Below are 24,382 nucleotides of genomic sequence, written 5' to 3'. Positions count from 1 at the left end.
GAGAGACACGTGACGATCCCCTCCTATCTCGACCTGCGCCAGAAGACCCAGGCGCGCGACCGCAGCCTGCGCGACAAGGTGATGTCGCTGGAAGACGCCGCCGCGCTGGTAGCGGACGGCGACAGCCTCGCCATTGGCGGCTGCACCGCCTCGCGCACGCCCTTTGCCATGATCTGGGCACTGATCCGCGCCGGCAGGCGCGACCTTGAAGTCTCGCGCTCCATCGTCTCCACCGAGGGCGACCTGCTCTACGCCTCCGGCGTTTCCCGCCACATCATCACGTCCTGGTTCAGCCAGGGCATCGTGTGGGGCGTCTCCAAGGTGATGCGGGCCTATACCGAGACCGGGCGCGCGCGCTTCGAGGAATGGAGCCACATGGCGATGGGCCTGCGCTACCGCGCCGGGGCCATGGGTGTGCCGTTCATGCCGATGCGCTCCATGCTGGGCTCCGGCGTCCTCGACCGCGCGGAGGGCGCCAAGACCATGGAATGCCCCTTCACCGGCGAGACGCTGCTGCTGGTGCCGGCACTAAACCCGGAAGTGGCGATCATCCATGTCCAGCGCTGCGATGCCTATGGCAACGCCCAGATCGACGGGCTGACCTTCATGGACATCGACATGGCGATGGCGGCGAACAAGGTGATCCTCACCACCGAGCGGATCGTCTCCAACGAGCAGATACGCCGCCACCCGGACCAGACCAAGATCGGCTTCTTCACGGTGGACGCCGTGGTCGAGGTGCCGTTCGGCTCCGCCCCGCACGAGTGCTACGGCCTCTACGAGCCGTTCTACACCCACATGGATCTCTATGCCGGGATGACCTCCAAGGATCCGGACGCCGGCGCCAGGGCCTATCTCGACCGTTTTTATCACGAGCCGAAGAACTGGGCGGACTATCTCAACCGCATCGGCATGGCGGAACTGCTCGACGCCCAGCGCCGCGGGAGTGGAATCTATGACGACTGAACGCGCCCGGATCAGCCTTTCCGTCGCGCCGGCCCATACCGGCTCCGAGCTTCTCGCCGTGATGAGCGCACGCCTGCTCAAGGAAGGGCAGACCGTCTTCGCGGGCGTCGGCATTCCACTGCTGGCCGCCATCCTCGCCCAGAAGACCCATGCGCCGGGCCTCACCATCCTGTTCGAGGGCGGGGTGATCGGGCCGTTCGTGGAGGCGGGCAAGCTGCCGCCTTCCACCAATGAGCAGCGCTGCTCGCGCCGCGCCAACATGCTGGTGTCGATCACTGAGGTGCTGCTGCTGCTGCAGCGCGGCTACGTCGATGTCGGCTTCATGGGCGGGGCGCAGATCGACCGTTTCGGCAATCTGAACTCCTCCTTCATCGGTGACGCCGACAAGCCGAAGATCCGTCTGCCCGGCACCGGCGGGGGCAACGATATCGCCTCGCTGGCCGACATGATCGTCGCCATGAAGCACGAGAAGCGCCGCTTCGTGGAAAAGGTGGACTTCATCACCAGCCCCGGCTTTCTCGATGGCGGCGACACGCGGGCGCAGGCCGGCTTGCCAGCCGGCGGCATGTTCCGGGTGGTGACGGACCTTGGCATTCTCGGCTTCGACGGGGAAAGTCGCGCCATGAGCGTTCTGGCGCTCCACCCCGGCGTCACGCCCGCCGACATCAAGGCCAATACCGGCTTCGAGCTGCCCGTGCCCGACGATGTGGAAGTCACGCCCGCGCCGACGCCGGCCGAACTCGCCATCTTGCGCGAACTCGACCCCGAACAGCTCTACACGGCCTGAACGCCATCCTTTCGAAGCGTGGAGACGATCATGAGTGTGCCGGCCTTCGGCGTGGCGATGCGCAACTTCACCCGCTTCCCGGAGCTTCCCGACGCCGGCGCGCTGATCGATTATGGCGTGCGCATGGAGGAACTCGGCTTCGAGTCGCTCTGGGTGTGGGACCACATATTGCTGGGAACCGACCCGCATTTCCCGATCCTCGATTCGCTCTCCCTGCTCACGGCGGTTGCCGCGCGCACCAAGACCATCAAGATCGGCACCGGCGTGCTGGTGCTGCCGCTGCGAAACCCGGTCATCCTGGCCAAGCAGTTGTCCACCATCGACCTGATCTCGAACGGCCGCCTGATGCTGGGCGCGGCGGTGGGCTGGTACAAGCGCGAATTCGACGCCGTCGGCATCCCCTTTGAGCGCCGCGGCAAGATCATGGACCGCAACCTCGACATTCTGAAGCGGCTGTGGACCGAGGATTCCGTCAGCGGCGAATGGGACGAACTGGACCTGCGCAAGGCGGTGATGTTCCCCAAGCCGGTGCAGAAGCCGCACCCGCCCATCCTCATCGGCGGCTATGTCGATGTGGTGCTGAAGCGCGCCGCCACGCGCGGCGATGGCTGGCTGACCTATTTCTACACGCCGGAAGGCTATAACGAATCCTGGGCCAAGATTTCCGCCTTTGCCGAGGAAGCCGGCCGCGACCCCGCCGACCTCTACAGCCTCAACCAGCTGCCGATCTATGTCGGGCCGCGCGAGGTTGGCATGCCGAAGATGCTGGAATGGCTGAACGCCGAATGGGACCTGTCAAAGGGCTCGCTCTCCACCTTCGACAGCGCCATCGTCGGCACCCCGGCGGAATGCGCCGAACAGATCGCCGCCCATATCGCGACCGGCGTGAAGAAGATCGTCTTCGTGCCGTGGCGCTATGAGAAGGAACAGGTCGACCTGCTCGCCCACGAGGTGCTGCCGCTGCTGCGGAAATAGGCGAGGCATCACCAGATGAACGTTATGGCCGGGCTCGTCCCGGCCATCCACGTCTTGCCTGCCACCAACGCGCCCGAAGGCGTGGATCCCCGGGTCAAACCCGGGATGACGGCGTCTGACGGATCAACGCTGATCTCTCCTTCGCCGAATGGAGGGAGGCTGCCGCCTACCCCCGCAACGCCCTCAGGCTCCCCAACTTCGCGCGCTTCCCGGCCGACGGCTCGACCCGAGGGGTCAGCGCTTCGGCTGCGTAGGAACGCTGCTTCTGTCGCGAAGGCGCATCCTCATAGAGCGTGGTGCGCTGGCGGGCGAGCCGCCCGGCGGCGCGGATGGAGGCTTCCATCCGGTCGGGGGGGTATTCCTGCCCATGCGAGCCGCCGGCGGCGCGGCTGATCGATTCGTCCATCAGCGTGCCGCCAATGTCGTTGGCGCCGGCCTTGAGCGCGTCGACGATGCCGCCCTCCCCCAGCTTCACCCAAGAGGCCTGAATGTTCGGGATCAGCGGATGCAACGCCAGCCGCCCCACCGCGTGCATCAGCAGCGCCTCGCGCCGGCTCGGCCCCTGGCGAGTGCCGCCCTTGAGGTAGAGAGGCGCCTCCATGTGCAGGAAGGGCAGCGGCACGAATTCGGTAATGCCGCCGGTCTCGCTTTGCAAATGGCGCAGGCGCAGCAGATGGCGCGCCCAGTGCGTATAGCTGTCGACATGGCCGAACATGATGGTCGAGGTGGTGCGAAGCCCGGCCCGATGGGCGTCGCCCACGGTCTCCAGCCATTCCTGCGTGTTCAGCTTGTCCGGGCAGATAAGCGCGCGCACCTCGTCGTCGAGGATCTCCGCCGCCGTGCCCGGCAGGCTGCCAAGTCCGGCTTCCTTCAGGCGAAGCAGGAACTCGGGCACCTTCAGGCCGAGCGTCGCCGCGCCATGGCGCACCTCCAGTGCGGAGAAGGCGTGCACGTGCATGTGAGGCTCGGCCTGCTTCACCGCGCGCACGATGGCGAGATAGGTTTCGCCGGAAAAATCCGGGTGGATGCCGCCTTGCATGCACACTTCCGTGGCGCCGCGCGCCCAAGCCTCCCGGGTGCGGCGCTGGATCTCGCCAAGATCGAGCTCATAGGGCCGGCCGCGCAGGTGCTGGTTCTGCCGTCCCTTGGAAAAGGCGCAGAAGCCGCAGCGATAGGCGCACACATTGGTGTAGTTGATGTTGCGCGTGACGACATAGGAGACGGTATCGCCCACGGTCTCCCGGCGCAGTGCATCGGCGGCCGCGAAGACGCGACGCGCCCTGTCGCCGCGGGCCTCGAACAGCTGGACGATGCCTGCCTCGTCCGGCCCACGCCCGCGAAAGGCACGGTCGACGAGCGCATCGAGCCCGCTGTCCGGCCCGGCGAGCGCCGGCGCGGCCGGCCATTCGCGCACGACCGTGCTTGCCTCCGCCATGCCGACGCGCCAGCCGCTTTCATGCGCCAGCCCGGCCGCGTCGGCCCGCCGGAGCGTGCGCGCCGCGACCCGCGCGTCGAGCCAAGTCGCCCGCGCGCCGATATAGCGGGGATAGACGGCGAGGCGGGGCGCCAGCACCTTGCCTGCGCGCGCCGTCGCCGCCCCGAGCACCGCCAGCGCCGGCCAGGGCGCCTCCGGGTTCACATGGTCCGGCGTCACCGGCGACACCCCGCCCCAATCATTGATGCCGGCATCGATCAAGGCCTTCAGCCCGTCCGGCTGAAGATTGGGGGGCGCCTGGATCGGCATGCCCGGCCCGAGGACGAGGCGCGCGACGGCCACGGTCCACAGGTGCTCCTCGAGCGAGGGCTCGGAGGCCGTCGCCATCCGGGTGCCGGACTTGGCGCGGAAATTCTGGATGATGACTTCCTGCACATGGCCGTGCCGCGCATGCGAGGCGCGGATGGCAAGCAGCGCCTCGATCCGCTCGCGGTGGGTCTCGCCGATGCCGATGAGCAGGCCGGTGGTGAAGGGCACGCGCGCGCGCCCCGCCGCCTCCAGCGTGGCGAGGCGTGCCGCCGGCAGCTTGTCCGGCGAGCCGAAATGCGGCCCTCCGCGCGCCGAGAGCCGCTCCGCGGTGGTCTCGATCATCAGCCCCTGGGAGGCGGAGACGGCGCGGAGCCCGGCAAGGTCCGCCTCGGCCATCACCCCGGCATTGAGGTGCGGCAGCAGCCCGGTCTCTTCCAGCACCCGGCCGGCCATGGCGCGCAAATAGGAGAGCGTGCTGTCATGGCCGAGCGCCGCAAGTTCGTCGCGCGCCACCGCGTAGCGCAGCTCCGGCTTGTCGCCGAGCGTGAACAGCGCCTCGTCGCAGCCCATGCGCGCGCCCGCACGGGCGATGTCCAGCACCTCATCGGGAGTGAGGAAGGCACGCTGGCCCTTACGCGGCGGGTGGGCGAAGGTGCAGTAATGGCAGACGTCCCGACAGAGCTGTGTCAGCGGGATGAAGACCTTGCGCGAGACGGTGACGGTGCCGCCAAAGCCGGCATCGCGCAGCCGTGCGGCCTGCATCATCAGCCCGCCGAGGTCGGTCGCTTCGGCCAGCGCGAGAGCAGCATCGTCGTCCAGCCGCCCGTCCGCCATCGGCTCAGCCTGCCATCATCTCGGGAAGCGTCACCAGTTCGACACCGGCCGCGCGCAGCGCGTCGCAACAGGCGGAAGCCACCGCGATGGCGGTGGGCTCGTCGCCATGCACGCAGAGGGAATCGAACTTGGTCGGCATCTTCTTGCCGCTCATCGAGATGATCTCGCCATCGAGCACCATGCGCACCGTCCGCTCGGCAGCAAGCACGGGATCCTTGATGACGCTTGCCGGGTTGCTGCGCGAGGCGAGATTGCCGTCATCGTCGTACAGCCGGTCGATAAAGGCCTCGCGCGACAGCGGCACCCCGATGTCGATCGCCGCTTTCTCCATTTCAGTGCCCGACAAGGCGAGATAATAGAGCGAGGGATCCACCGTCTTGATGGCGCGGGCAATGGCCTGGGCGTAGCTCTTGTCGATGGCGCACATATTGTTGAGCGCGCCATGCGGCTTCACATGGGTTACCTTCACTCCGGCATAGGCCGCCATGCCGGCAAGCGCGCCGAGCTGATAGGCGACGAGATATTCGAGATCGTCGGCATTCATGCGGATCTGACGGCGGCCGAAGCCCCAGATGTCGTTGAAGCCGGGATGGGCCCCGACCGAGACGCCGTTGGCCTTCGCCTTGAGGCAGACGTCGCGCATGACCGTGGCGTCGCCGGCATGCAGGCCGCAGGCGATGTTCACGCTCTTGACGATCTTCAGGATCGCGTCGTCATTGCCGATGTCATAATGGCCATAGCCCTCGCCCATATCGGCGTTGATATTCATGCGCGTCGCCAAGGCCGGCCTCCCTCAGATTGAGTTTCTTCGACATTAACACATTATGTAATCATGCATTTCAAGTCGAAACGTACTAACATTAGGATGATTGCGGCAAGAGCCGTTACCGGTGGCGTGGACAGGGGGCACCAATGGCGGGCGCAGTGGCACCGATGAAGCCTGTCGAGGCCCGCACGCGGTTTCTTCCCGTGGGCGATACCGCCTTCGCCGTGGAGTTTGGCGATCGCATCGATCCCGGAATCAACGCACTGGTGCACCGCGCCGCTGCCCTGCTGGCCGGTGCACCGCCGGACGGGCTGGTGGAGACCGTTCCGACCTTCCGCTCGTTGCTGGTGCACTACGATCCGCTCCGCACCAGCGCCGAGGCGCTTCAGGCGTTCATCGGCACGCTGGAACTGGAGGAGGCCGCCGCCGAGGCCCCCGCCCGCACCTGGCGCATTCCCGTGCTCTATGGCGGCGAGGCGGGCCCGGACCTTGCCGAGGTGGCCCGCGCCACCGGCCTGAGCGAATCCGATGTGATCGCCCTGCATGCCGGCACGCTCTACCGGGTCTATGTGCAGGGCTTCCTGCCCGGTTTCGCCTATCTCGGCGATTTGCCCGCCGCGCTCGATCTGCCGCGCCTCACGACGCCGCGCGTGCGCGTACCGCCCGGCTCGGTCGCCATCGCCCAGCGCATGACCGGCGTCTACCCGGTGGAATCGCCCGGCGGCTGGCATCTGCTCGGCAACACGCCGCTGCGTTTCTTCGATCCCGCAAAGGTGCCTCCGACCCTGTTTGCGCCGGGCGACGGGGTGCGGTTCGTGCCGGTGAGCGCGGATGAACATTCCGCGATCCGCGCCGATGTCGAGCAGGGCCGTTTCGTCCCGAATGTCGAGGGAGCACCGGCATGAGCACCTGCCTGCAGCTTCGCCAGCCCGGCCCGCAAACCACTATCCAGGACCTCGGCCGGTTGGGCTTCCAGGCCTATGGCGTGCCGGTGTGCGGGGCGCTGGACGGCCCGGCGCTGCGGCTCGCCAATGCGCTGGTGGGCAATGACGCCAGTCACGCCGGGCTGGAGATCCGCCTTGCCGGCCCGTCTTTCGAGGTCGTCGGCGGACCGGTTCGGCTGGCGCTGGCGGGCGCCCGGGCCAGCATTGAGGTCGGCCACGCCGGCGAGACCCGGCGCTACGGCGCCTGGCGCGCCATCGACGTGCCGGAAGGCGCGAGCGTGAAGGTCGGCGCGCTCTCGGGCTCCGGCTGCGCGGTGCTGGCCTTTGCCGGCGGGCTTGATGTACCGGCCGTGCTCGGCTCGCGCTCCACCGACCTGAAAGGGCGCTTCGGCGGCCATGAGGGGCGTGCGCTCGCCGCCGGCGATCGCATTGCACTCGGCGACGGCGCCGTGCGCGGGCCCTGCCTTGAGCTACCCGTACCGCCGGCGGCGCCAGCCGAGGTGACGCTACGCGCCGTTCCCGGCCCGCAGGCCGACGCCTTCACCGAAGAAGCCGTGGCTGCCTTCTTTGCCACGCCCTACCGCGTCTCGCGCGAAGCGGACCGGATGGGCATGCGTCTAGAGGGGCAACCCCTCGCCTTCCGCAATGGCGCCGACATCGTCTCCGACGGCATCGCCACAGGCTCCGTTCAGGTGCCGGGTTCCGGGCTTCCCATCGTGCTGCTGGCCGATCACCAGACCATTGGCGGCTACGCCAAGATCGCCACCGTGATCTCCGCCGACCTGCCGCTGGCAGGACGGCTGATGCCGGGCGCGCTCATCCGCTTCCGCTCCGTCACCGTCGCGCAGGGGGAGGAAGCCTGTCGCGCCCGGGAGGCCGAGATGACGCGCCTTATCGCCACGCTCGCCCCGGTGCGCGAGGGCGCTCGCCTCGACGCGGCGGCGCTTTATCAGGCCAATCTGATCTCCGGCGTTGTCACGGCACTGGAAAGCGGCTAACCCGCCCGGCGGCGAATAGGATTACATGATACCGAAGATAGAATGACCTCGCCGATTCTGCCCTGACGAGAGGCCGCCGCAAAGGCGGCACGAGCGGACCGACATCGCCCATGCTGAAGGATTCCTCGGCCGCGCTGGCCAATCCCGATTACCGACGCAGTCCGGTGCCGCGCTATCTGCAGATCGCCGGCGTGATCCGTCGTCGCATCGAGGATGGCGTATGGGGGCCGAACGAGAAGATATCGACGCTTCAGGAACTCGAAGCCGAGTTCCAGGTGGCGCGTGTCACCGTGCGCCAGGCGGTGGAAGTGCTGCAGGGCGAGGGGCTGGTACGCCGCATCCAGGGCAAGGGTACCTTCGTCTCCGCCTCTGTCGAGGACAAGCGCTGGCTCAAGCTCGACCTGAAATGGCACTCGCTGGCCGGCACGATCGGCGCCAACATTCCGCGCTTCCTGCCCGTGGCGACGCCGCCCGCGCCGCCGACCATCCGGCCCGAAGACGGCACCCCGGCCGCGCGCTATCGCTATCTGGAGAGCGTGCAGTCGCGGCGCGGCCAGCCTTATTCCTTCGCCCGCGTGCATTTCGACGACGCCCTGTACGAACGCGCCCCCGCCCGCTTCGACCGCGAGCCGACCATCGCCGTCGTCGCCACGCTCGAAGGGCTGAAGGTCAAGCGCGCGCGCCAGTCCTTCATCGTCGGCACGGTGGAACCGCGCGTGGCGAACCTGCTCGCCACCGGCATCGGCTTTCCCACCGTGGAAGCGCATCTGGTGATCGCCGACGAGAACGATGTGGTGATCTATGTCGCCGACATCATCTATCGCGGCGACTGCGTGCAGCTCGACATCGACCTGCTGGGCTGAACGGCCCGGGCTCAGCGCTTTCTGAACAGTCGTTTCAGCCAGTCGGCCACCACTGCGAACATCAGCGCGCCGGCGTTGAGCGGTGCGGCCTGTAGCGGCGCCGCCTCGCCGCGGAGCCCGGCGGCAAGGTTGGCCGCGAAGGCTCCGGTCAGGCGGGCGGCGAGGTCGCGGGCGAGCGCCCCCCGGCTCATCTGGGCCAGCGGCCCCTGCAGGACATAGGCGACATTCACCCGGACCCGGGTCGCCGCGCCGCCCTCCACTTCATCGAGAACATAGACCAGCCGCGCCTGAACCCGCGTCGCGCTGCGCCGGTCCACCCCCTGCCCGTCAATGGTCCCGGTCCAGTGCGCCGGGTCGGCCGAGATCACTGCCCTGCCGCCAAAGGCCGCCTGGATCGGGCCGAGCTTCACCACCATCTCGGCGTTGAGCGTGCGCCCGTCGCTGGGCTCCACCAGCCGCGCGCCGGGCAGGCAGGCAATGACCCGCGCGGGGTCCTGAAACAGCGACAAGACATCCGGCCGTCCCGCCGGCACCTCGAATTCCTGCACCATTTCCACCGGGTTTCGCAGCGGTTCCGGCATGAAAGCTGCGGCGGCAGTCGGGGGCGAAGCCGGCTCGGCAATGTTCTCCCTTGCCGCCGCGAGGAGATTCGCCACCGGCAGGGTCAGTGGCGAGATGTGGAGCGGAGGCGCCACCGCGCTGCAGCGGGTCGCCACGGCCTCCTCGCCGGCCGCGGCGCGCTCGGCGGCAACCGTCCGGATGGCGCGGATGATGCCGATATAGCCGGTGCATCGGCACAGATTGCCGGCCAGCTCGTGCCGGATGGTGGCGTCATCCGCGCCGGGAAGACGCAACACGATATCGCGCGCCATGATCAGCATGCCGGGGGTGCAGAAGCCGCATTGCAGCCCGTGCTCCTCCATGAAGGCCTCGCGCAGCCGTGCCGCCACGGGATCGTCCGCCAGCCCTTCCACCGTGGTGATCGAGGCGCCGTCGAGCGCGACCGGAAAGGCGATGCAGGCGCGAGCCGGCGCGCCGTCGATCAGGACGGTGCAGGCCCCGCACACGCCGTGCTCGCAACCCAGATGCGTGCCGGTGAGCAGCAATTCCTCGCGCACGAAATCGGCCAGATGCTGTCGCGGCTCGACGCTCGTCTCGATGCTGCGCCCATTGATGGCGAGGCGGATCGGCTTCATGCAGGGTGGCTCTCATGGTCCAGCGCGGCGATGGCCTGCCGAATGACGTCGCGGCGCAAGCGGAACGCGGCGGGGTCGCTCGCCAGACCGGTGTCGCGCAGGATGGCGTCGACAATCTCGGGATTGCCGAGTGCGGCGCCGGCATCCGCGATCACCACCTGCCGTGCTTCCGTGGCGCCGATCGCCAGCCGCCGGGTACCGCCGGCGGGATCGACGAGCACCGCGCACATGGCCTCCGCGAACTCACCGACCTTGCGACAGGATTTGCGATAGCCGAAGCGCGCCGACGCGGAGCGGCGCGGCACGAACACTCCGGCAATGATCTCGCCGGGCACGAGGGCCGTTTCAAAGGCGCCGAGGATGAACGCCTCCACCGGCAATTCCCGTGTCCCGGCCGGTCCGACGAGATGCACCCGGGCACCCAAAGCCGCGAGCGTCGTCGGCCAGTCGGCCGCAGGATCGGCATGGGCAAGGCTTCCGCCGATGGTGCCGCGATTGCGCACGGCACGGTACGCAATGCCGTGCGCGATGCGCGCGAGAAAGCCGGGCGTCGGGTCCGGCACCGCGCCATCCTCGAACTCGGCATGGGTGAGAGCGGCGCCATAGAGCACGCCGTCCGTGCGCTCCTCGACGCGCCGCAGCTTGGCCAGACGCGCGACATCGACGAGGCGACCCGGCCGGGCGAGGCGTAGATTGAGCATCGGCCCGAGGCTCTGCCCGCCAGCCACCGCCTTGGCACCGTCGTCGGCCAACGCCAGCACAGCGCCGGCAAGATCGTCCGGGCGCTGATAGTCGAACCGCGCCGCCTTCACGACGCGAGCCTCCCGGAAACCTGGCTGCCGGAGCCTTGCCCCTCCGCAAGCGCCCGTGCCGCCTGCACCGCCTCGCGCACCCGGCGCGGCGTCATCGGCGAGACGGTCATCTCCACGCCCAGCCCGGCAAGCGCGTCGTTGATCGCGTTGCCGATTGCCGCCGGCGGCGCGATGGCGCCTCCCTCGCCAATGCCTTTCTGGCCGAAGCGCGTGTTGGGCGATGGCGTTTCCATATGGGCGATGCGCACATCCGGCATTTCGCCGGCACCGGGCAGCAAATAATCAGCCAAGGTCGAGGCGAGCGGCTGCCCGTGCTCGTCATAGGCCATCTCCTCATAGAGTGCGGTGCCGATGCCCTGCGCCGTGCCGCCATAAATCTGGCCGTCAACCACCATCGGATTGAGCAGCACGCCGCCGTCCTCGACGATGACGTAATCGAGAATCTCCACCTCTCCCGTCTCAGGCGCCACCGCCACCACGCAGGCATGGGCGGCATAGGAGAACGTGCCGGTGTCGACGGAAGGCCGGTAGCCGGCCACAAGGTCGAGCCCGTCGGGATCGATGTCGGCGGGCAGGTTCTGCGGCGCCAGATACCAGGTCGCGGCCACCTCCCTGAAGCTCACGGAGCCCTGCGGGCCGATGACCTGCGCGTCGCGAACCGTCACCGCGTCCTCCGGCGCCTGCAGCAGATGCGCGCCGATCTTGGCGATGCGACCGGCCAGCCGCTCGCAGGCGCTCGCCACCGCGCCGCCCGCCATCACCGCCGAGCGCGAGCCCCAGGTGCCGGTGGAATAGGGCGTCATCGCCGTGTCGCCATGGACGACGTTGACCAGGTCCGGATCGATGCCGAGCACCTCGCAGGCCACCTGCGCCAGCGTCGTCTCCATGGACTGGCCGTGGCTCTGGCTGCCGATCCGCACTTCCAGCGTGCCGTCCGGGGTCAGCCGGGCGCCGCAGGATTCGATGCCGGGAACCATGGGAATGCCCCAGCCATGATAGACCGAGGTGCCGTGCGCGCCCTGCTCGCAATAAATGGAATAGCCCAGCCCGATACGCCGCCCGTCTGTTTCCCCCGCCTGCTGGCGGGCACGGACAGCCTCATGATCGATCATCGCGAAAGCCCGCCGCAGGCTTTCGGGATAGTCGCCCATGTCGAATTCCTTGCCGGTGATCGAGGTGAACGGCATCTGCTCCGGCCGCACCAGGTTGCGCTGGCGCACCTCATAGGGTTCCCGCCCGGCGGCACGGGCCACGGCGTCGATCATCAGCTCCATCGCCGTGCACACGCCCGTGCGGGCCACGCCGCGATAGGGCACGATGGGCGGCTTGTTGGAGCAGACGGAATAGGTGCGGCAGCGATAGGCGGGAATGTTGTAGGGGCCGGGCAGGTTGGAAACCACCTGCGCGCCCTCGAGGCAGGCGGAGAAGGGATAGACCGAATAGGCGCCGGCATCGACATGGGCCAGCGCCTCGAAACCGAGCAGGCGGCCCTCTTCATCCGCATAGGCGGTCATCACATAATGATGCTCGCGGCAATTGGCGGCGGCGATCAGATGCTCGCGGCGGTCCTCCAGCCATTTCACCGGGCGGTCCAGCTTCAGGGACGCCCAGGCGCAGCACACTTCCTCGGGCTGCAGCAGGCCCTTCCAGCCGAAGCCGCCGCCGACATCGGGCGCTACCACCCGGATCTTGCGGGTGTCGAGGCCCAGACACTCGGCGAGACCCGAACGCACGATGTGGGGCATCTGGGTCGAGGTCCACAGGGTGAGTTGCTCGAGCGAGCGGTCGAACAGCGCGATGCAGCCCTTGCCTTCCAGCGGCGCCATGCACTGGCGGCTGGTGCGTACCTCGCGCGTCACCCGGATCGGGGCGTTCTTCAGGCTGTCGTCGAAGTTCTTCTCGGTCGCGGAGACCAGGAACACGTTCTCCGGCCAGTCCTCGTGGATCAGCGCGGCGCCGTCGCGGGCGGCGGACAGCATGTCGGCATTGGCCGGCAACTCCTCATAGTCGACATGGATCTCCTCGCAGAGATCCTCGGCCAGCGCCCGCGTCTCCGCCAGCACCATCACCACCGGCTCGCCGACGAAGCGCACCTTGCCGCTGGCCAGCGAGGGCTGGGCGGAAACGCGAAAGCCCGGCAGGCCGGTTTTCGCCAGAATGTCCTTCACCCCCACCATGTCGGCATGGACGAAGGCCCTCCCCTGCAGATGCAGGGGAATGTGCACCGCCTTGATCCGGGCATGGGCGAGCGAGGAGCGCAGGAAGGCCGCCTCCAGCTGGCCTGGAAATCGCATGTCGCCGATGAAGCGCCCACGCCCGGCGAGCAGGCGGGCATCCTCCTTGCGACGAACTGAAGCGCCGACACCGCGATGCGCCTTCGCCCCGCCTTTCAGCTCGCCGTCCGGCCCTTGGAGGATCATCCACAACTCCCGGCGAACCGCCACGCTATCTTGTTCGATTATCGACATTATCAGTCACTTTGTGCTTATCTTTACATAGATAGAATGATTAGAAAAGATGCACGGATAAATCTGCCGCGTCGCGCGCCAGTCCGATGACAGAGCCGAGGAGAGAGCCATGAAGTTCGGGGTCGGCCAGCCGTTCCGCCGCGTTGAGGATCTGCGCTTCATCACCGGCACGGGGCGTTTCACGGACGACCTGCGCTATGAGGGTGAGAGCTTCGCCTGCGTTGTCCGCGCGCCGGTGGCCCATGGCGTGATCCGCGCGGTGGAGACGCAGGCCGCCCGCGCGATGCCCGGCGTGCTCGCGGTCTACACCGCCACCGATCTTTCCGCCGACGCGATCGGCGCGCTGCCGGTGGTCATCGTGCTCGACCATGCGGAAGGCGGGCGCATGCCACTGCCGGCGCACACACTGCTGGCCGCCGGCAAGGTGCGCTATCTCGGCGAGCCGCTCGCCTTCGTGGTGGCGGAAACCGCGCTCGCCGCGCTCGAGGCCGCCGAAGCCGTGGCAATCGACATTGACGACCTTCCCGCCGTGGTCGAGCCGGCCGCCGCCTTTGCCGACGGCGCGCCGCTGCTCTTCGACGAGGCGCCCGGCAATCTCGCTTTGCACTGGCAGCTCGGCGACATCGGCGAGGTCGACGCCGCGCTGGCCGCTTCGGACCGTGTGGTGGAGCTGGAACTCATCAACAACCGCATCGTCGTCTCCTCCATGGAGCCGCGCAACGCCATCGGCCTCTATGACGGCGAGACCAGGCAGTTCACCCTGGTCACCGGCAGCCAGGGCAGCCACATGATCCGCGATTTCATGTTCGAGGGGGTGTTCGGGCTGCCGGCGGCGAAGCTGCGCGTCGTCACCCCGGATGTCGGCGGCGGCTTCGGCATGAAAGCCATCCCCTATCCCGAACAGGCGCTCGTGCTTTATGCCGCGCGCAAGCTCGGTCGCCCGGTGCGCTGGCAGTCCAGCCGCGCCGAAGCCTTCCTTTCCGACACGCAGGGCCGCGACAACGCCTCCCGCGCCACGCTGGGCCTTGATACGCAGGGCCGCTTCACCGCGCTGAAGGTGGAGACGCTGGCGAGCGCCGGCGGCGCGCTTTCCGCCTTCGGTGTCTATTGCCCGACGCTTTCCGGCCCCCCCATGGCGCCGGGCGTATACCGCATCCCCGTAGTCGCCACCGATGTCCGCATCGCCTACACCAATAATGCGCCGATGGATGCCTATCGGGGCGCCGGGCGCCCGGAGGCCGCTTATCTCATCGAGCGCTTGGTCGACAAGGCGGCGCGCGACATCGGCATGAGCCCGATCGCGCTGCGTGAGATCAACATGATCGCCCCTGACGACATGCCCCACCGCACCGCGACCGGCGTCGTCTACGATTCCGGCGACTTTCCCGCCGTGATGAAGGCCGGGCTTCGCGCGGCCGACTGGGACGGCTTTCCCGCACGCCGCGAGAGAGGCGATGGAGCGCTGCGCGGCATCGGGCTCGGCTATTACATCGAGCGCACCGGCGTGCCGGGAAAAGAGGGGGCCGTGGTGCAGATCGGGGCGGACGGCACGTTCGTGGTCCATGTCGGCACCCAGTCCACCGGACAGGGCCATGAGACCACCTATGTGCAGATGGCGGCGCAGGCGCTGGGCGTCGATCCCGAGCGCATCACCGTCAAGACCGGCGACACCGACCAGCCGCTCCCCTCGGCCGGCGGCACGGTGGCCTCGCGCTCCATGGTGCATGGCGGCGGCGCCCTGCGGCTTGCCACCGGGGCGGTACTCGGAAAGGCGAGCCGCGAAGTGGCGCTGCTGCTGGCCGTGGACGAGCGGGAGCTGGAGTTCGATGGCGGCGTGTTCCGCGTGCCGGGCAGCAACCGCCATATCGGCCTGCTGGAGGTCGCAGCACAGGTCGGCGGCCTCGAAGGCATCGGCGATTTCGAGCAGCTCGCCGGCACCTTCCCGAACGGGGCGCATGTCTGCGAGGTCGCGGTCGACCCCGAGACGGGGCACATCACGGTGGAGCGCTACACGGTGGTCGATGATTTCGGCCGCACGCTGAACCCGCTGGTGCTGAGCGGACAGGTTCATGGCGGCATCGCCCAGGGCATCGGCCAGGCGATGATTGAGCGCACGGTCTACGACCCCGACAGCGGCCAGCTGCTCTCGGGCTCGTTCATGGATTACGGGCTCCCCCGCGCGGACGACCTGCCCTTCTTCGACGTGTCGACCCACAACGTGCCCTGCACGACCAACCCGCTGGGCATCAAGGGGGCGGGGGAAGCGGGGGCCATCGGCGCGCCGCCGGCATTCGTCAATGCGGTGATGGATGCGCTGGCCCCGCTCGGCATCGCCCATCTCGACATGCCGCTGACCCCGGCGCGGGTGTGGCAGGCGATAAGGGAGGCGAAGGACGGGGTGTGACGGGCGTCAGGGCCCGTCCGGCAGGGTCTCTTCAACCGGCCACCAACCATCGGCGCGCAGGGTGAACAGCGGGCAGCCATAGGCGGCCCGTACTTTTTCCGGCTCCAAGGCGCCTTCTATCGCGCCGACCCAGCGATTGGTCTGCTTCATCGCCACCACCATGCCGCCGAGCGTCGCCCCCGCGCGCTGCATCAGCCGGCAGGCGGCGAGAGCGGTCGCCCCGGTGGAAATCGCGTCATCCACCAGCAGCACCCGCCTTCCCTCGACCAGCGGCAGCAGATTGGGGTCGAGCCGCAGGCGCTTGCCTGCCTCCGGGCTGGTGATCGACGACACCGGCTCGGAGAGGTCGTCGCGGTACCAGAACTTCTTGGAATAGCCGAGGGGGACATAGCGGCTCTGGCCCAGCCGCTCCGCCACCAACGCCGCGAAGGAAAGCCCCAGTGTCGGCAGGCCGATGACGCAGGCCGCATCTAGCGCCCGCGCCTCCTCCGCCATCGCATCGGCAAGGGCGCTCACCACCGCGTGCGAGGCCTGGTTGGCGATCAGCGAGGCTGCGGCATGAACGCCGTCGGGGAGGCGCCGCAGCGGCAGAACCAGCACACGCCCGTCCGCCAGCCGCACCGGATAGCCGTGGCGGTGCGGCGGGGTGAAGGAGAAGCGCGCGGGAGGCTCCTCGGTCAGTTCCTGCCAATAGGCAAGGGTGGGTTCGGTGAAATCGTCGGTCACATGGGCATCTTCCATTCGCCGTCATCCCGGCCGCAGCGAAGTGGAGAGCCGGGACCGCTCTCCCATGTCATGCGATCCCGGATCGGCCTTCGGCCGTCCGGGATGACGAAGGCTCACGGCCTCACAACTCGCCGGCCGCCATCCGGCCCACCATGAAGTCTGCCTGCCGTATCGCCAGCGCGACGATGGTGAGCGTCGGGTTGCAGGCGCCGCCCGTGGCGAACGTGCTGCCATCGGCGATGAACAGGTTCGGCACCTCATGGGCGCGGCCCTGGCCGTCCAGCACCCCGTCCTCGGCCCGCGCGCTCATGCGGTTGGAACCGAGATTGTGGCTCGCCGGATAGGCCGGCGCCTCGACGGAGCGCCTCGCACCCGCCGCCTGGTGGATGGCGGTCATGGTCTTGTAGCCATGGCTGCGCATCTTCAGGTCGTTGGGGTGCTCGTCATAATGGATGTTGGCGACCGGCACGCCGAAGGCGTCGAGCTCGTCGGTCAGGGTGATCCGGTTGCCGGCCTGCGGCATGTCCTCGCCGGACAGCAGCATGCCGGCCATGTGGGCGTATTGCTCGATGACGCCGGCGAAGTCGCGCCCCCACCAGCCGGGATCGAGGAAGGCCGCCGTGGTCGGCAGGCCCATGGAGTTCAACTCGACATAATAGCCGCCAGCAAAGCCGCGCCCGGCATCGTGGCGGACGAAATCGTCGACCACCCCGGTCATGATCTCGCCCCGGTGCATGTTCACCGGCTTGTCGAACACCGACCACACGGTCTGGATGATGTGGCGCAGATAATAGCGCCCGACATTGCCATGGCCGTTAGCCAAGCCTTGCGGAAAATGCCCGCTGGCGGAGTGCAGCAGCAGGCGCGAGCTTTCCACGCAATTGCCGGCCAGCACCACGGCCCGCGCCTTCTGACGGTGACGCGTGCCGGCAGCGTCGGCATAGACCACGCCGCAGGCCTTGCCGGCCGCGTCATGCTCGATGAACACGGCCCGGCTGCGCGGGCGCAGCTCCAGCTTCCCGGTGGCGAGGGCGCGCGGGATCTCGACATTCAGCGTCGACCAGCGCGACCCCACCTTGTCGCCGGTGATGGTGAAGCCGTCCTGCAGCGTCGCCGGCCGGCCATCATAGGGGATCGGGTTGATCGCCTGCCGGCCTGTCGAGGCGTTGAGCCCCAAGGCCGTCGCCCCGGCATACATCACCTTGAAATTGTTGTTCGCCGGCAGGCCCGGCAGGCCATTGGTGCGGGTCACGCCCATCTTGGCCTCGGCGAGGTCGTAATAGGGTTCCAGTTCGGCGAGTGTGATCGGCCAGTCGATCAGGCTGGCACCGGCGATGTCGCCATAGACGGTGCGCGCGCGCATCTCGTCCTCGATCAGCCGGTAGCAGCAACCGGACCAATGCGTGGTGGTGCCGCCCACCACCTGGCAGCTCCAGCTCGGCATCGCCGGGTGGTCGCGCGCGACGCGCCAGTCGCCGGAAGCGGTGCGCTTGTCGAGCCAGGACAGCATCTCGTAGCCGCCCCATTCGTCATTGACGAAATCCTCGGCCGTCAGGTGCTTGCCGGCCTCCAGCAACACGACGTCGACCCCGCGCCGGGTCAGCTCATGCGCCAGCGTGCCGCCGCCCGCACCCGAACCGATGATGACGACGACGCCGGAATCGTCGAGCTCATACTGTGTCATCGAAGCATCCAGAATGGAGAACGGGATCAAACGCCGGCCGGAGGTTCCGGCAGCCAGTCGAGATCGTTGAAGCCGCGCGCCACATAGCCGCCCAGATGCACTGAGGCACCCTGGTAGCCGAAGGCCTGCCAGACCTCGACGTCGTCATAGAGGAAGCGGACCGTGGAGCGCTGGACCAGGCGGAAGGCGGCGCTGGCCTCCAGCCCCTTCAGCGCCGCCACCCGGTAGCTCTCCGACAGGTCGCGGAAGGGCAGTGGCATCGCGCCGTCCACGCGGTCGGCGAATTCGGCGAAGGATTGCGCGGCGGCGGGCGAATGTGCCGCCATCCGGTCGAAATGCAGGATGACCCGGCGATAGACCCGCTCGGGCAGCCCGTCATGGGGGTACAGCGTGCGTGCGGCGGCAAGCAGGGTCTGCGCCACATGCGGGTCGAGCAGGGTCAGCGCATCCACCCATTCCGGCCCTTCCGCAACCTCGATCGGCGGCGGCATGGCGGGGTCCTTGTGGGCTTTCATCTCGGTCATCGGCATGTTCCTCGAAGCGGTCATCGCGGCTCAGCCCTTCACGGCGCCGAGGGTAAGGCCGCGCACGATATGGCGCTGGAGCACGAACACCACGGCGAGCACGGGCAGCAGCGCGGTCATGCCGACCACGGCCATCTCGCCCCAGCGCACGCCCTGCGCGGTGATGAGCTTGGGAATCGACACCGGCAGGGTTTGCACCGCCCGGCCGCCGAGCATGAAGGCGAAGAGGAACTCGTTCCACGCAAAGATGAAACACAGCACGGCGGTGGCGACGATACCGTTGCGCAGCAGCGGAAAGACCACGCGGCGAAAGATCTGCGGCTTCGACCAGCCCTCCAGCGCGGCGGCTTCCTCAAGCTGCACCGGCAGGTCGCGGCAAAAGGAGCGCAGCACCCAGATGTAGAAGGAGAGGTTGAAGGTCATGTAGGCCAGCGTCAGCCCCAGGAAGGTATCGAGCAGGCCGACCTTGGCGAAGATCAGGTAGAACGGAATGACGAGGCACACCGGCGGCGCCATGCGCGAGGCGAGGATGAACAGGAACAGATCGTCCTTCGCCCGCATCTCGAAACGAGCAAAGGCGTAGGCCGCCGGCGTGCCGATGATGACCACCAGCGCCGTGGAGACGGTGCAGAGCAGGAACGAGGTGAGCAAATACCAGTGGAAGCCGTGCTCGATGACGTAGCTGAAATGCTCCAGCGTCGGCACGAACAGCCACTGGGTCGGCCGCGCGAACATCGCGTCGTTCGGCTTCACCATCATCGACCCCATCCAGAAGATGGGAAACAGCATGATAGCGGCATAGACCACGGTGACGCCGGTCCAGAGCAGGCCGCGGGAGCCCTCGGGACGGCTGGAGACTTCAGCCATGACGAACTCTCCCTCAGAAGGCGTTCAGACGCTTCTTGGCGACCTGGTAGAAGACATTGCAGAAGGCGAAGAAGGCGAGCCACACCAGCACGGCGAGGGCCGAGGCCTCGCCGATGTTCCAGAACTCGAACGTCATCTTGTTGGCGAGGATGGAGGGGGTCTCGGTGGAGATGCCGGGCCCGCCTCCGGTGAGGATGTAGATGGTGTCGAACACCTTGAAGGCATCGATGAAGCGCAGCAGGCCGATCACCGCCAGCAGCGGCGTCATCATCGGCAGGGTGATGTGGAAGAACATCTGCAGCGGGTTAGCCCCGTCCACCGCCGCCGCGCGGTAAGGGCCCATCGGCAGCGCCTGCAGGCCGGCGAAGAAGGCCAGCATCATGAAGGGCGTCCACTGCCAGATATCGACGAAGATCAGCGCGTAGAGCGCGAATTCCGGCGAGGCGAACACCGACGTGCCTTCGAGCAGGTTGAAGCGCTCCAGCACGTTGTAGGAGAAGAAGCCCCACGAGCCGGCGAGCATGATCTTCCACAGCAGCCCAACGACGATCGGCGCCATCATGGTCGGCATGAACAGCAGCGGCACCAGGATCGAGCGGCCGCGCACGTTCTGGTTCAGCACCAGCGCCCCGGCCAGACCGAGCATGAACTCGATGGGCACGGCGATCACGACGAAGGTGGCAGCCACGCCGATGGAGTTCCAGAAGCGCGGGTCAGTCAGCAGCACCGCGTAATTGTCGAAGCCGATGAAGTCCGTCACGCGGCCGAACTTGGCGGCGTGGAAGCTCAGATAGATCGTGTAGAGGAACGGGACGAGCGAGACCACGACCAGCATGAGCATGGACGGGGCGATGAGCAGATAGGGATACCACAGCCGCTCGCGCGGGGCGCGGGGGATGCTCTCCGCCGGGGTCATCGTGTCGCTCGCACTGGCCATGGGAAGTCCGTTCTCCGTTTCGGCACGCATTCCCTCACCCCGCCAGGCGGGGTTGAGGGGGCTGGAGGTGTTCAGCCCTGGAGGCCTTTCACCCGTCCCTCTCCCCGGCGGGGAGAGGGAGCCGGTCCTGTTTCGTCAATCGGTCACAACAGGCAGCTGGTGCAGAGCTTGAGAAGTTCTGCCTGGCCCTTCTTCGCGCCCTCTTCCGGCGAGAGGCGGCCAAGGCCCACTTCCTGGGCGACGCCGCTCATCACGTCGTAGATCTCGTAGAATTTCGGCATCTTCGGCTTGGCCTCGGCCACGTCGAGGGTCGCCTTCATGGCGGTGTAGAGCGTCTTGTTGGCCGCACCGGTGATCGCCGGCAGGGCCCAGGACGTCTCGCGGATCGGCACCCCGCCCTCGCCCAGCGCGATGAGCTTGTCCTGCTGCTTCTTGTCGGCAAGCCACTGCAGGAAGATGAAGGCCGCCTCGGGGTTCTTGGAGGCCGTGCTGATGACGGTCACCGAAGGCTCAGCCTCGGCGTAGCGCTCCTTGGAGCCCGCCTTGATCGGGATCGGCCCGTAGACGAACTTGCCGGCGAAGGGCGACACGCCTGGCTTGTCGATGCCGAGCACGAAGTCCGACCAGGCGATGGACTGCGCGGCGATGCCGTTGCCCATCACGGTCGGCACATCGACCAGCGAATATTCGGCGATGCCGGGCGGGGCGAAGGTCCACAGCTCGTGCCACATCTTCAGCGCCGCGACCGTCTCCGGGCTGTCGAAGACCGGCTTGCCGGCGGCGTCGATCAGGTTGCCGCCATAGTTCTTGACGAAGTTGTTCCACAGTGCGGGAAAGGTCGAACCGCCCTTGATGCCCTCGAGCACGATTCCATAGAAATCGCTCTCCAGCGGCTTGCCGGCGAGCGTCGCGCCCTTCTTGCGGGTGAAGAATTCGGCGATGTCGCGCATCTGCTCGATGGTGGTGGCCGGCGCCAACTCATAGCCGTACTTGGCCTTGAAGGCTGCCTTCTCGGCCGGATCGTTCAACAGGTCGGCGCGCGCCCAATAGATCTGGTTGTAGTTCCAGTTGATGAACGAGTACTGCTTGTCGCCGACAAAGGCAGCGGTCTTGAACGGGTTCTGGATGAAGTCCGCCGTGTTCAGGCCGGGATTGGCGAGCTTCGGGTCGGCGACGAAGTCGTTGAGTTCGCGGATGACACCGGCCGAGATCATCGGGCCGAGCTGGAAGCCGTGCAGCATCACCGCGTCGTAATAGCCGCGGCCTGACAGCATGTCGGCCTGGCCCTTGTTGATCACCTCGAAGTGGTTGAGCAGTTCCCACTCCACCTTGATGCCGGTCTCCTTCTCGAAGTCCGGCACAATCTTGGACAGCGTCTCCTGCAGCGGCGTGATCTCGTCGAGCACGCGGATGGTGCTGCCCTTATAGGGCTTGGCCGCCTGGGCGTAGAAGGACGTGTCGTCGGCCTGCGCCGGCACGATCGGTGCCATCAGCATCGTCGAGGCCGCCAAGGCGGCGGCGAAACACCAGTTCATCTTCTTCATCGCTCTTTCCCTCTGTTGATCTTCAGCGGCTTCTTCAATTGCCGGGCAGCGCGCGGCCCGTCGTCCCGTCGAAAAGCGTGAGCCCCTCACTCGGGAGAATCAGTCCCACCGGCCGGCCTATGCCATCCCCGGCATCGCCCCCGAGCGAATGGGCAACCGCCATGCTGGTCTTCGCCTTGGCGAGCAGGGCGCCGAGATCGAGGGTGACGATGGCGTGCTTGCCGAAGGGCTCGTTGGAATAGATCTCGGCGACCACCGCACCGGGGGCGTCCGGCCTCGCAAAGGTGATGCCGTCCGGCCGCACGCCGAGGATGGCGCTGGCGCCGGTTGCCTGTTCGGCTGCGCGGGCGACAGCCGGCGCCAGGGCGACGCGCAGCTCGCGGCGGGTAAAGAACAGCGTAGAGCCCTCGCGCATGAGCGTGCCCTCGATCAGGTTCATCGGCGGGTCGCCGAGGAGCTTGGCGACGCGGGCACTTGCCGGGCGCAGCCAGATTTCCTCGGGCGTCCCCACCTGCTCGATTCGCCCCCCATCGATCACCACCACGCGGTCGCCGACCGAGAGCGCCTCCATCCCGTCCGGTGTCGACCAGATGGTCGGCGCGTGCTGGCCGGCGAGCCGGCGGCGGATTTCGCCGCGCAGCTTGTGACGCAGCTTGGCGTCGAGATGGGAGATAGGCTCGTCCAGAATGTAGAGGTCCGGCGTCTGCACCAGCGTGCGGGCCAGCGCGACGCGCTGCTTCTGCCCGCCCGAGAGCGCGCCCGGCAGCCGCTCGTCGAGATGGCGTATTTCCAGAAGCTCCAGCACCTCATCGACGCGCGCCTCGGCCTTTGCGGGATCGAGCCGGCCGCCGGGCGCCTGCAGCGGCGAGAGGGCATTGCCGCGCACGGTAAGGTGCGGATAGAGCGCATAGGATTCGAACATCAGCGCCACGCGCCGCTGCTGCGGCGCCACGCCGTCGAGATCGCGCCCGGCCAGCGTCACGGTGCCGGCGTCGGGCCGCTCCAGCCCGGCGAGGATACGGCACAACGTCGTCTTGCCGGCACCGGAAGGGCCGGTAATGGCGACGAGCTCGCCCGGAGCGACCTCGATGCCGATATCCTGCAGAACCTGCTGGGCGAAGCTCTTGGAAATGCCGTGCGCGGCAAGGTCGTGAAGGGTTGAGGCGCTCATGGCAGGGCCTCCCGGTTGCGGCCGCTCGTCGCGTCGAAGATGAGAAGCCGCGCCTCGTCGATGCCGACTGACACCTTGTCGCCTGCCCGCCAGGACGAGGGGCCGGCGATTTCCGCGACCAGCCGGGCTCCCTCGCCGGTGGGGGAAACGAGCACGACGGTGAGGACATCCGCGTCGCCGCGCGGCTCGCGATAGATGACGGTGCCGGGTGCATCGCCGGCCGTTCCCGCAGGGCGCACCGCGATATGCTCGGGGCGCAGGCCGGCGACGATGGCGCTGTCGCTCGCCCGAAGCGCGCCGAGGCGCGAGGGAGCCAGCGTCGCGCCCCACCCGTCCCCCGCCACGCGCCCGCCCTCGGCAAAGGCGGCCTTCATCAGGTTCATCGGCGGCTCGCCGATGAAGTTGGCGACGAAGAGATTGGCCGGGCGCTCATACAGGTCCTGCGGCGCGCCGACCTGCTGAAGCACGCCGTGATTCATCACCGCCACCCGGTCGGCCATGGCGATGGCCTCGGTCTGGTCGTGGGTGACGAGGATGGAGGTCACCTGGCGCAGCTTCTGCAGCCGCTTGATCTCGGCGCGCAGCTGCACCTTCTGGTCGGCGTCGAGATGCGAGAGCGGCTCGTCGAAAAGGATCACTTCGGGATCGCGCACCAGCGCCCGGCCGATCGCCACGCGCTGCTGGGCGCCGCCGGAAAGGCCGCTCACATCCTGCTCGGCCATCTGCCGCAGACCGAGCAGCTGCAGCACCTCGCCGATGCGCTGCGCCGCCGGCTGGCCGGTAATGCCGCGCACCTTCAGCGGGAAGGCGACGTTCTCCCACACGGTCATGCGCGGATAGAGCGCGTAGTCCTCGAACACCATGGCGATGTTGCGCGCTCCCGGAGTCAGGCGGGAGACCGGGCGCTCGCCGAAATAGATCTCGCCCGACGACACGCTCTCGATCCCCGCCGCCATCTTCAGCGTCGTGCTCTTGCCGCAGCCGGACGGGCCGAGCAGCGCGAGCATTTCTCCGGGCGCACAGGAAAGGTCGAACGCCTTGACCGCGTCGACCTCGCCATAGCGCTTGGAAACTGACACGAACGAGATGGACGACATCCGGCACTCCAAAAGGCTATGCCGATGATCAATCCAAGTTCTGTGCCAAAGTGTGCTGGTTTATAGAAACTCAGA

The 24,382-nt window shown here is 67.7% G+C and carries 20 protein-coding genes; 7 read left to right on the top strand and 13 right to left on the bottom strand.

Annotated elements, in window-relative coordinates; translation table 11 throughout:
* Positions 1 to 9 precede the first annotated feature (9 nt).
* The 3 genes from ACQY76_RS12025 to ACQY76_RS12015 are packed head-to-tail and all read left to right on the top strand — an operon-like array spanning position 10 to position 2,728.
* Positions 10 to 966, top strand: a complete 957-nt coding sequence (locus tag ACQY76_RS12025) for a CoA transferase subunit A (RefSeq protein WP_428028974.1) — start codon at positions 10 to 12, stop codon at positions 964 to 966.
* Positions 956 to 1,753 (top strand): CoA-transferase subunit beta, encoded by a 798-nt coding sequence (locus ACQY76_RS12020; RefSeq protein WP_428028973.1) that lies wholly within the window; start codon positions 956 to 958, stop codon positions 1,751 to 1,753. The genes ACQY76_RS12025 and ACQY76_RS12020 overlap by 11 nt, the downstream gene beginning before the upstream one ends.
* A 30-nt stretch (positions 1,754 to 1,783) precedes the next feature.
* Positions 1,784 to 2,728, top strand: coding sequence for an LLM class flavin-dependent oxidoreductase (locus ACQY76_RS12015; RefSeq protein WP_428028972.1), 945 nt, complete (start codon positions 1,784 to 1,786; stop codon positions 2,726 to 2,728).
* A 166-nt stretch (positions 2,729 to 2,894) separates the two neighbouring features.
* Here ACQY76_RS12015 and cofH read toward each other — a convergent pair whose 3' ends face one another.
* Both cofH and ACQY76_RS12005 read right to left on the bottom strand, forming a co-directional pair.
* Positions 2,895 to 5,306: a 5-amino-6-(D-ribitylamino)uracil--L-tyrosine 4-hydroxyphenyl transferase CofH gene (cofH, locus tag ACQY76_RS12010; protein ID WP_428028971.1), complete on the bottom strand. Its 2,412-nt coding sequence runs from the start codon at positions 5,304 to 5,306 to the stop codon at positions 2,895 to 2,897.
* Between the two features lie 4 nt (positions 5,307 to 5,310).
* Complete coding sequence (locus tag ACQY76_RS12005; RefSeq protein WP_428032997.1) at positions 5,311 to 6,075, bottom strand: LamB/YcsF family protein; 765 nt, start codon at positions 6,073 to 6,075, stop codon at positions 5,311 to 5,313.
* Positions 6,076 to 6,218: 143 nt separating this feature from the next.
* On the opposite strand from ACQY76_RS12005, the gene pxpB reads away from it, so the two are divergent.
* From pxpB to ACQY76_RS11990, 3 genes are all read left to right on the top strand, one after another.
* Complete coding sequence (gene pxpB, locus ACQY76_RS12000; protein ID WP_428028970.1) at positions 6,219 to 6,977, top strand: 5-oxoprolinase subunit PxpB; 759 nt, start codon at positions 6,219 to 6,221, stop codon at positions 6,975 to 6,977.
* Positions 6,974 to 8,014: a biotin-dependent carboxyltransferase family protein gene (locus ACQY76_RS11995; protein ID WP_428028969.1), complete on the top strand. Its 1,041-nt coding sequence runs from the start codon at positions 6,974 to 6,976 to the stop codon at positions 8,012 to 8,014. The genes pxpB and ACQY76_RS11995 overlap by 4 nt, the downstream gene beginning before the upstream one ends.
* A 110-nt stretch (positions 8,015 to 8,124) precedes the next feature.
* Positions 8,125 to 8,877 carry a GntR family transcriptional regulator gene (locus ACQY76_RS11990; RefSeq protein WP_428028968.1) on the top strand — a complete coding sequence of 251 codons (753 nt, stop codon included), beginning with the start codon at positions 8,125 to 8,127 and terminating at the stop codon, positions 8,875 to 8,877.
* A gap of 11 nt (positions 8,878 to 8,888) precedes the next feature.
* Here the strand turns inward: ACQY76_RS11990 and ACQY76_RS11985 are convergent, their stop codons facing one another.
* The 3 genes from ACQY76_RS11985 to ACQY76_RS11975 are packed head-to-tail and all read right to left on the bottom strand — an operon-like array spanning position 8,889 to position 13,305.
* On the bottom strand, positions 8,889 to 10,073 hold the full coding sequence (locus ACQY76_RS11985) for a xanthine dehydrogenase family Fe-S subunit (protein WP_428028967.1): 1,185 nt from the start codon (positions 10,071 to 10,073) through the stop codon (positions 8,889 to 8,891).
* Positions 10,070 to 10,885: an FAD binding domain-containing protein gene (locus ACQY76_RS11980; RefSeq protein ID WP_428028966.1), complete on the bottom strand. Its 816-nt coding sequence runs from the start codon at positions 10,883 to 10,885 to the stop codon at positions 10,070 to 10,072. Before ACQY76_RS11980 ends, ACQY76_RS11985 begins: the two co-directional genes overlap by 4 nt.
* A complete protein-coding gene (locus ACQY76_RS11975) occupies positions 10,882 to 13,305 on the bottom strand; it encodes a xanthine dehydrogenase family protein molybdopterin-binding subunit (RefSeq protein WP_428028965.1) in 2,424 nt (807 codons plus the stop codon). Before ACQY76_RS11975 ends, ACQY76_RS11980 begins: the two co-directional genes overlap by 4 nt.
* 157 nt (positions 13,306 to 13,462) lie before the next feature.
* Here ACQY76_RS11975 and ACQY76_RS11970 point away from each other — a divergent pair, with 157 nt between their 5' ends.
* Positions 13,463 to 15,757, top strand: coding sequence for a xanthine dehydrogenase family protein molybdopterin-binding subunit (locus tag ACQY76_RS11970; RefSeq protein WP_428028964.1), 2,295 nt, complete (start codon positions 13,463 to 13,465; stop codon positions 15,755 to 15,757).
* A 6-nt stretch (positions 15,758 to 15,763) separates the two neighbouring features.
* Here ACQY76_RS11970 and ACQY76_RS11965 read toward each other — a convergent pair whose 3' ends face one another.
* The 8 genes from ACQY76_RS11965 to ACQY76_RS11930 all read right to left on the bottom strand — a co-directional run bounded on the left by ACQY76_RS11965 (position 15,764) and on the right by ACQY76_RS11930 (position 24,307).
* Positions 15,764 to 16,498: a phosphoribosyltransferase gene (locus ACQY76_RS11965; protein WP_428028963.1), complete on the bottom strand. Its 735-nt coding sequence runs from the start codon at positions 16,496 to 16,498 to the stop codon at positions 15,764 to 15,766.
* A 106-nt stretch (positions 16,499 to 16,604) separates the two neighbouring features.
* A complete protein-coding gene (locus tag ACQY76_RS11960) occupies positions 16,605 to 18,167 on the bottom strand; it encodes a GMC family oxidoreductase (RefSeq protein WP_428028962.1) in 1,563 nt (520 codons plus the stop codon).
* 26 nt (positions 18,168 to 18,193) lie between these two features.
* Positions 18,194 to 18,691: a hypothetical protein gene (locus ACQY76_RS11955; RefSeq protein ID WP_428028961.1), complete on the bottom strand. Its 498-nt coding sequence runs from the start codon at positions 18,689 to 18,691 to the stop codon at positions 18,194 to 18,196.
* Between the two features lie 30 nt (positions 18,692 to 18,721).
* Entirely contained in the window at positions 18,722 to 19,558 is an 837-nt protein-coding gene (locus ACQY76_RS11950; protein WP_428028960.1) for a carbohydrate ABC transporter permease, read from the bottom strand.
* Between the two features lie 13 nt (positions 19,559 to 19,571).
* On the bottom strand, positions 19,572 to 20,525 hold the full coding sequence (locus tag ACQY76_RS11945; RefSeq protein ID WP_428028959.1) for a carbohydrate ABC transporter permease: 954 nt from the start codon (positions 20,523 to 20,525) through the stop codon (positions 19,572 to 19,574).
* 113 nt (positions 20,526 to 20,638) lie between these two features.
* Complete coding sequence (locus ACQY76_RS11940; protein WP_428028958.1) at positions 20,639 to 22,039, bottom strand: extracellular solute-binding protein; 1,401 nt, start codon at positions 22,037 to 22,039, stop codon at positions 20,639 to 20,641.
* Positions 22,040 to 22,073: 34 nt separating this feature from the next.
* Positions 22,074 to 23,210: an ABC transporter ATP-binding protein gene (locus ACQY76_RS11935; protein ID WP_428028957.1), complete on the bottom strand. Its 1,137-nt coding sequence runs from the start codon at positions 23,208 to 23,210 to the stop codon at positions 22,074 to 22,076.
* On the bottom strand, positions 23,207 to 24,307 hold the full coding sequence (locus ACQY76_RS11930; protein WP_428028956.1) for an ABC transporter ATP-binding protein: 1,101 nt from the start codon (positions 24,305 to 24,307) through the stop codon (positions 23,207 to 23,209). The genes ACQY76_RS11935 and ACQY76_RS11930 overlap by 4 nt, the downstream gene beginning before the upstream one ends.
* Between the last annotated feature and the right edge of the window lie 75 nt (positions 24,308 to 24,382).

Source organism: Ancylobacter sp., assembly GCF_965279025.1.
Lineage (GTDB): Bacteria > Pseudomonadota > Alphaproteobacteria > Rhizobiales > Xanthobacteraceae > Ancylobacter.
This window is presented reverse-complemented; position numbering and strand designations above follow the sequence as displayed.

What these genes read in the sequence shown, in the direction of transcription:
- ACQY76_RS12020 (WP_428028973.1), top strand. Translation starts at nt 956, where the DNA reads ATGACGACTGAACGCGCCCGGATCAGCCTTTCCGTCGCGCCGGCCCAT.
- ACQY76_RS12015 (WP_428028972.1), top strand. Translation starts at nt 1,784, where the DNA reads ATGAGTGTGCCGGCCTTCGGCGTGGCGATGCGCAACTTCACCCGCTTC.
- cofH (WP_428028971.1), bottom strand. Translation starts at nt 5,306, where the DNA reads ATGGCGGACGGGCGGCTGGACGACGATGCTGCTCTCGCGCTGGCCGAA.
- ACQY76_RS12005 (WP_428032997.1), bottom strand. Translation starts at nt 6,075, where the DNA reads ATGAATATCAACGCCGATATGGGCGAGGGCTATGGCCATTATGACATC.
- pxpB (WP_428028970.1), top strand. Translation starts at nt 6,219, where the DNA reads ATGGCGGGCGCAGTGGCACCGATGAAGCCTGTCGAGGCCCGCACGCGG.
- ACQY76_RS11995 (WP_428028969.1), top strand. Translation starts at nt 6,974, where the DNA reads ATGAGCACCTGCCTGCAGCTTCGCCAGCCCGGCCCGCAAACCACTATC.
- ACQY76_RS11990 (WP_428028968.1), top strand. Translation starts at nt 8,125, where the DNA reads ATGCTGAAGGATTCCTCGGCCGCGCTGGCCAATCCCGATTACCGACGC.
- ACQY76_RS11985 (WP_428028967.1), bottom strand. Translation starts at nt 10,073, where the DNA reads ATGAAGCCGATCCGCCTCGCCATCAATGGGCGCAGCATCGAGACGAGC.
- ACQY76_RS11975 (WP_428028965.1), bottom strand. Translation starts at nt 13,305, where the DNA reads ATGATCCTCCAAGGGCCGGACGGCGAGCTGAAAGGCGGGGCGAAGGCG.
- ACQY76_RS11970 (WP_428028964.1), top strand. Translation starts at nt 13,463, where the DNA reads ATGAAGTTCGGGGTCGGCCAGCCGTTCCGCCGCGTTGAGGATCTGCGC.
- ACQY76_RS11965 (WP_428028963.1), bottom strand. Translation starts at nt 16,498, where the DNA reads ATGGAAGATGCCCATGTGACCGACGATTTCACCGAACCCACCCTTGCC.
- ACQY76_RS11960 (WP_428028962.1), bottom strand. Translation starts at nt 18,167, where the DNA reads ATGACACAGTATGAGCTCGACGATTCCGGCGTCGTCGTCATCATCGGT.
- ACQY76_RS11955 (WP_428028961.1), bottom strand. Translation starts at nt 18,691, where the DNA reads ATGACCGAGATGAAAGCCCACAAGGACCCCGCCATGCCGCCGCCGATC.
- ACQY76_RS11950 (WP_428028960.1), bottom strand. Translation starts at nt 19,558, where the DNA reads ATGGCTGAAGTCTCCAGCCGTCCCGAGGGCTCCCGCGGCCTGCTCTGG.
- ACQY76_RS11945 (WP_428028959.1), bottom strand. Translation starts at nt 20,525, where the DNA reads ATGCGTGCCGAAACGGAGAACGGACTTCCCATGGCCAGTGCGAGCGAC.
- ACQY76_RS11940 (WP_428028958.1), bottom strand. Translation starts at nt 22,039, where the DNA reads ATGAAGAAGATGAACTGGTGTTTCGCCGCCGCCTTGGCGGCCTCGACG.
- ACQY76_RS11935 (WP_428028957.1), bottom strand. Translation starts at nt 23,210, where the DNA reads ATGAGCGCCTCAACCCTTCACGACCTTGCCGCGCACGGCATTTCCAAG.
- ACQY76_RS11930 (WP_428028956.1), bottom strand. Translation starts at nt 24,307, where the DNA reads ATGTCGTCCATCTCGTTCGTGTCAGTTTCCAAGCGCTATGGCGAGGTC.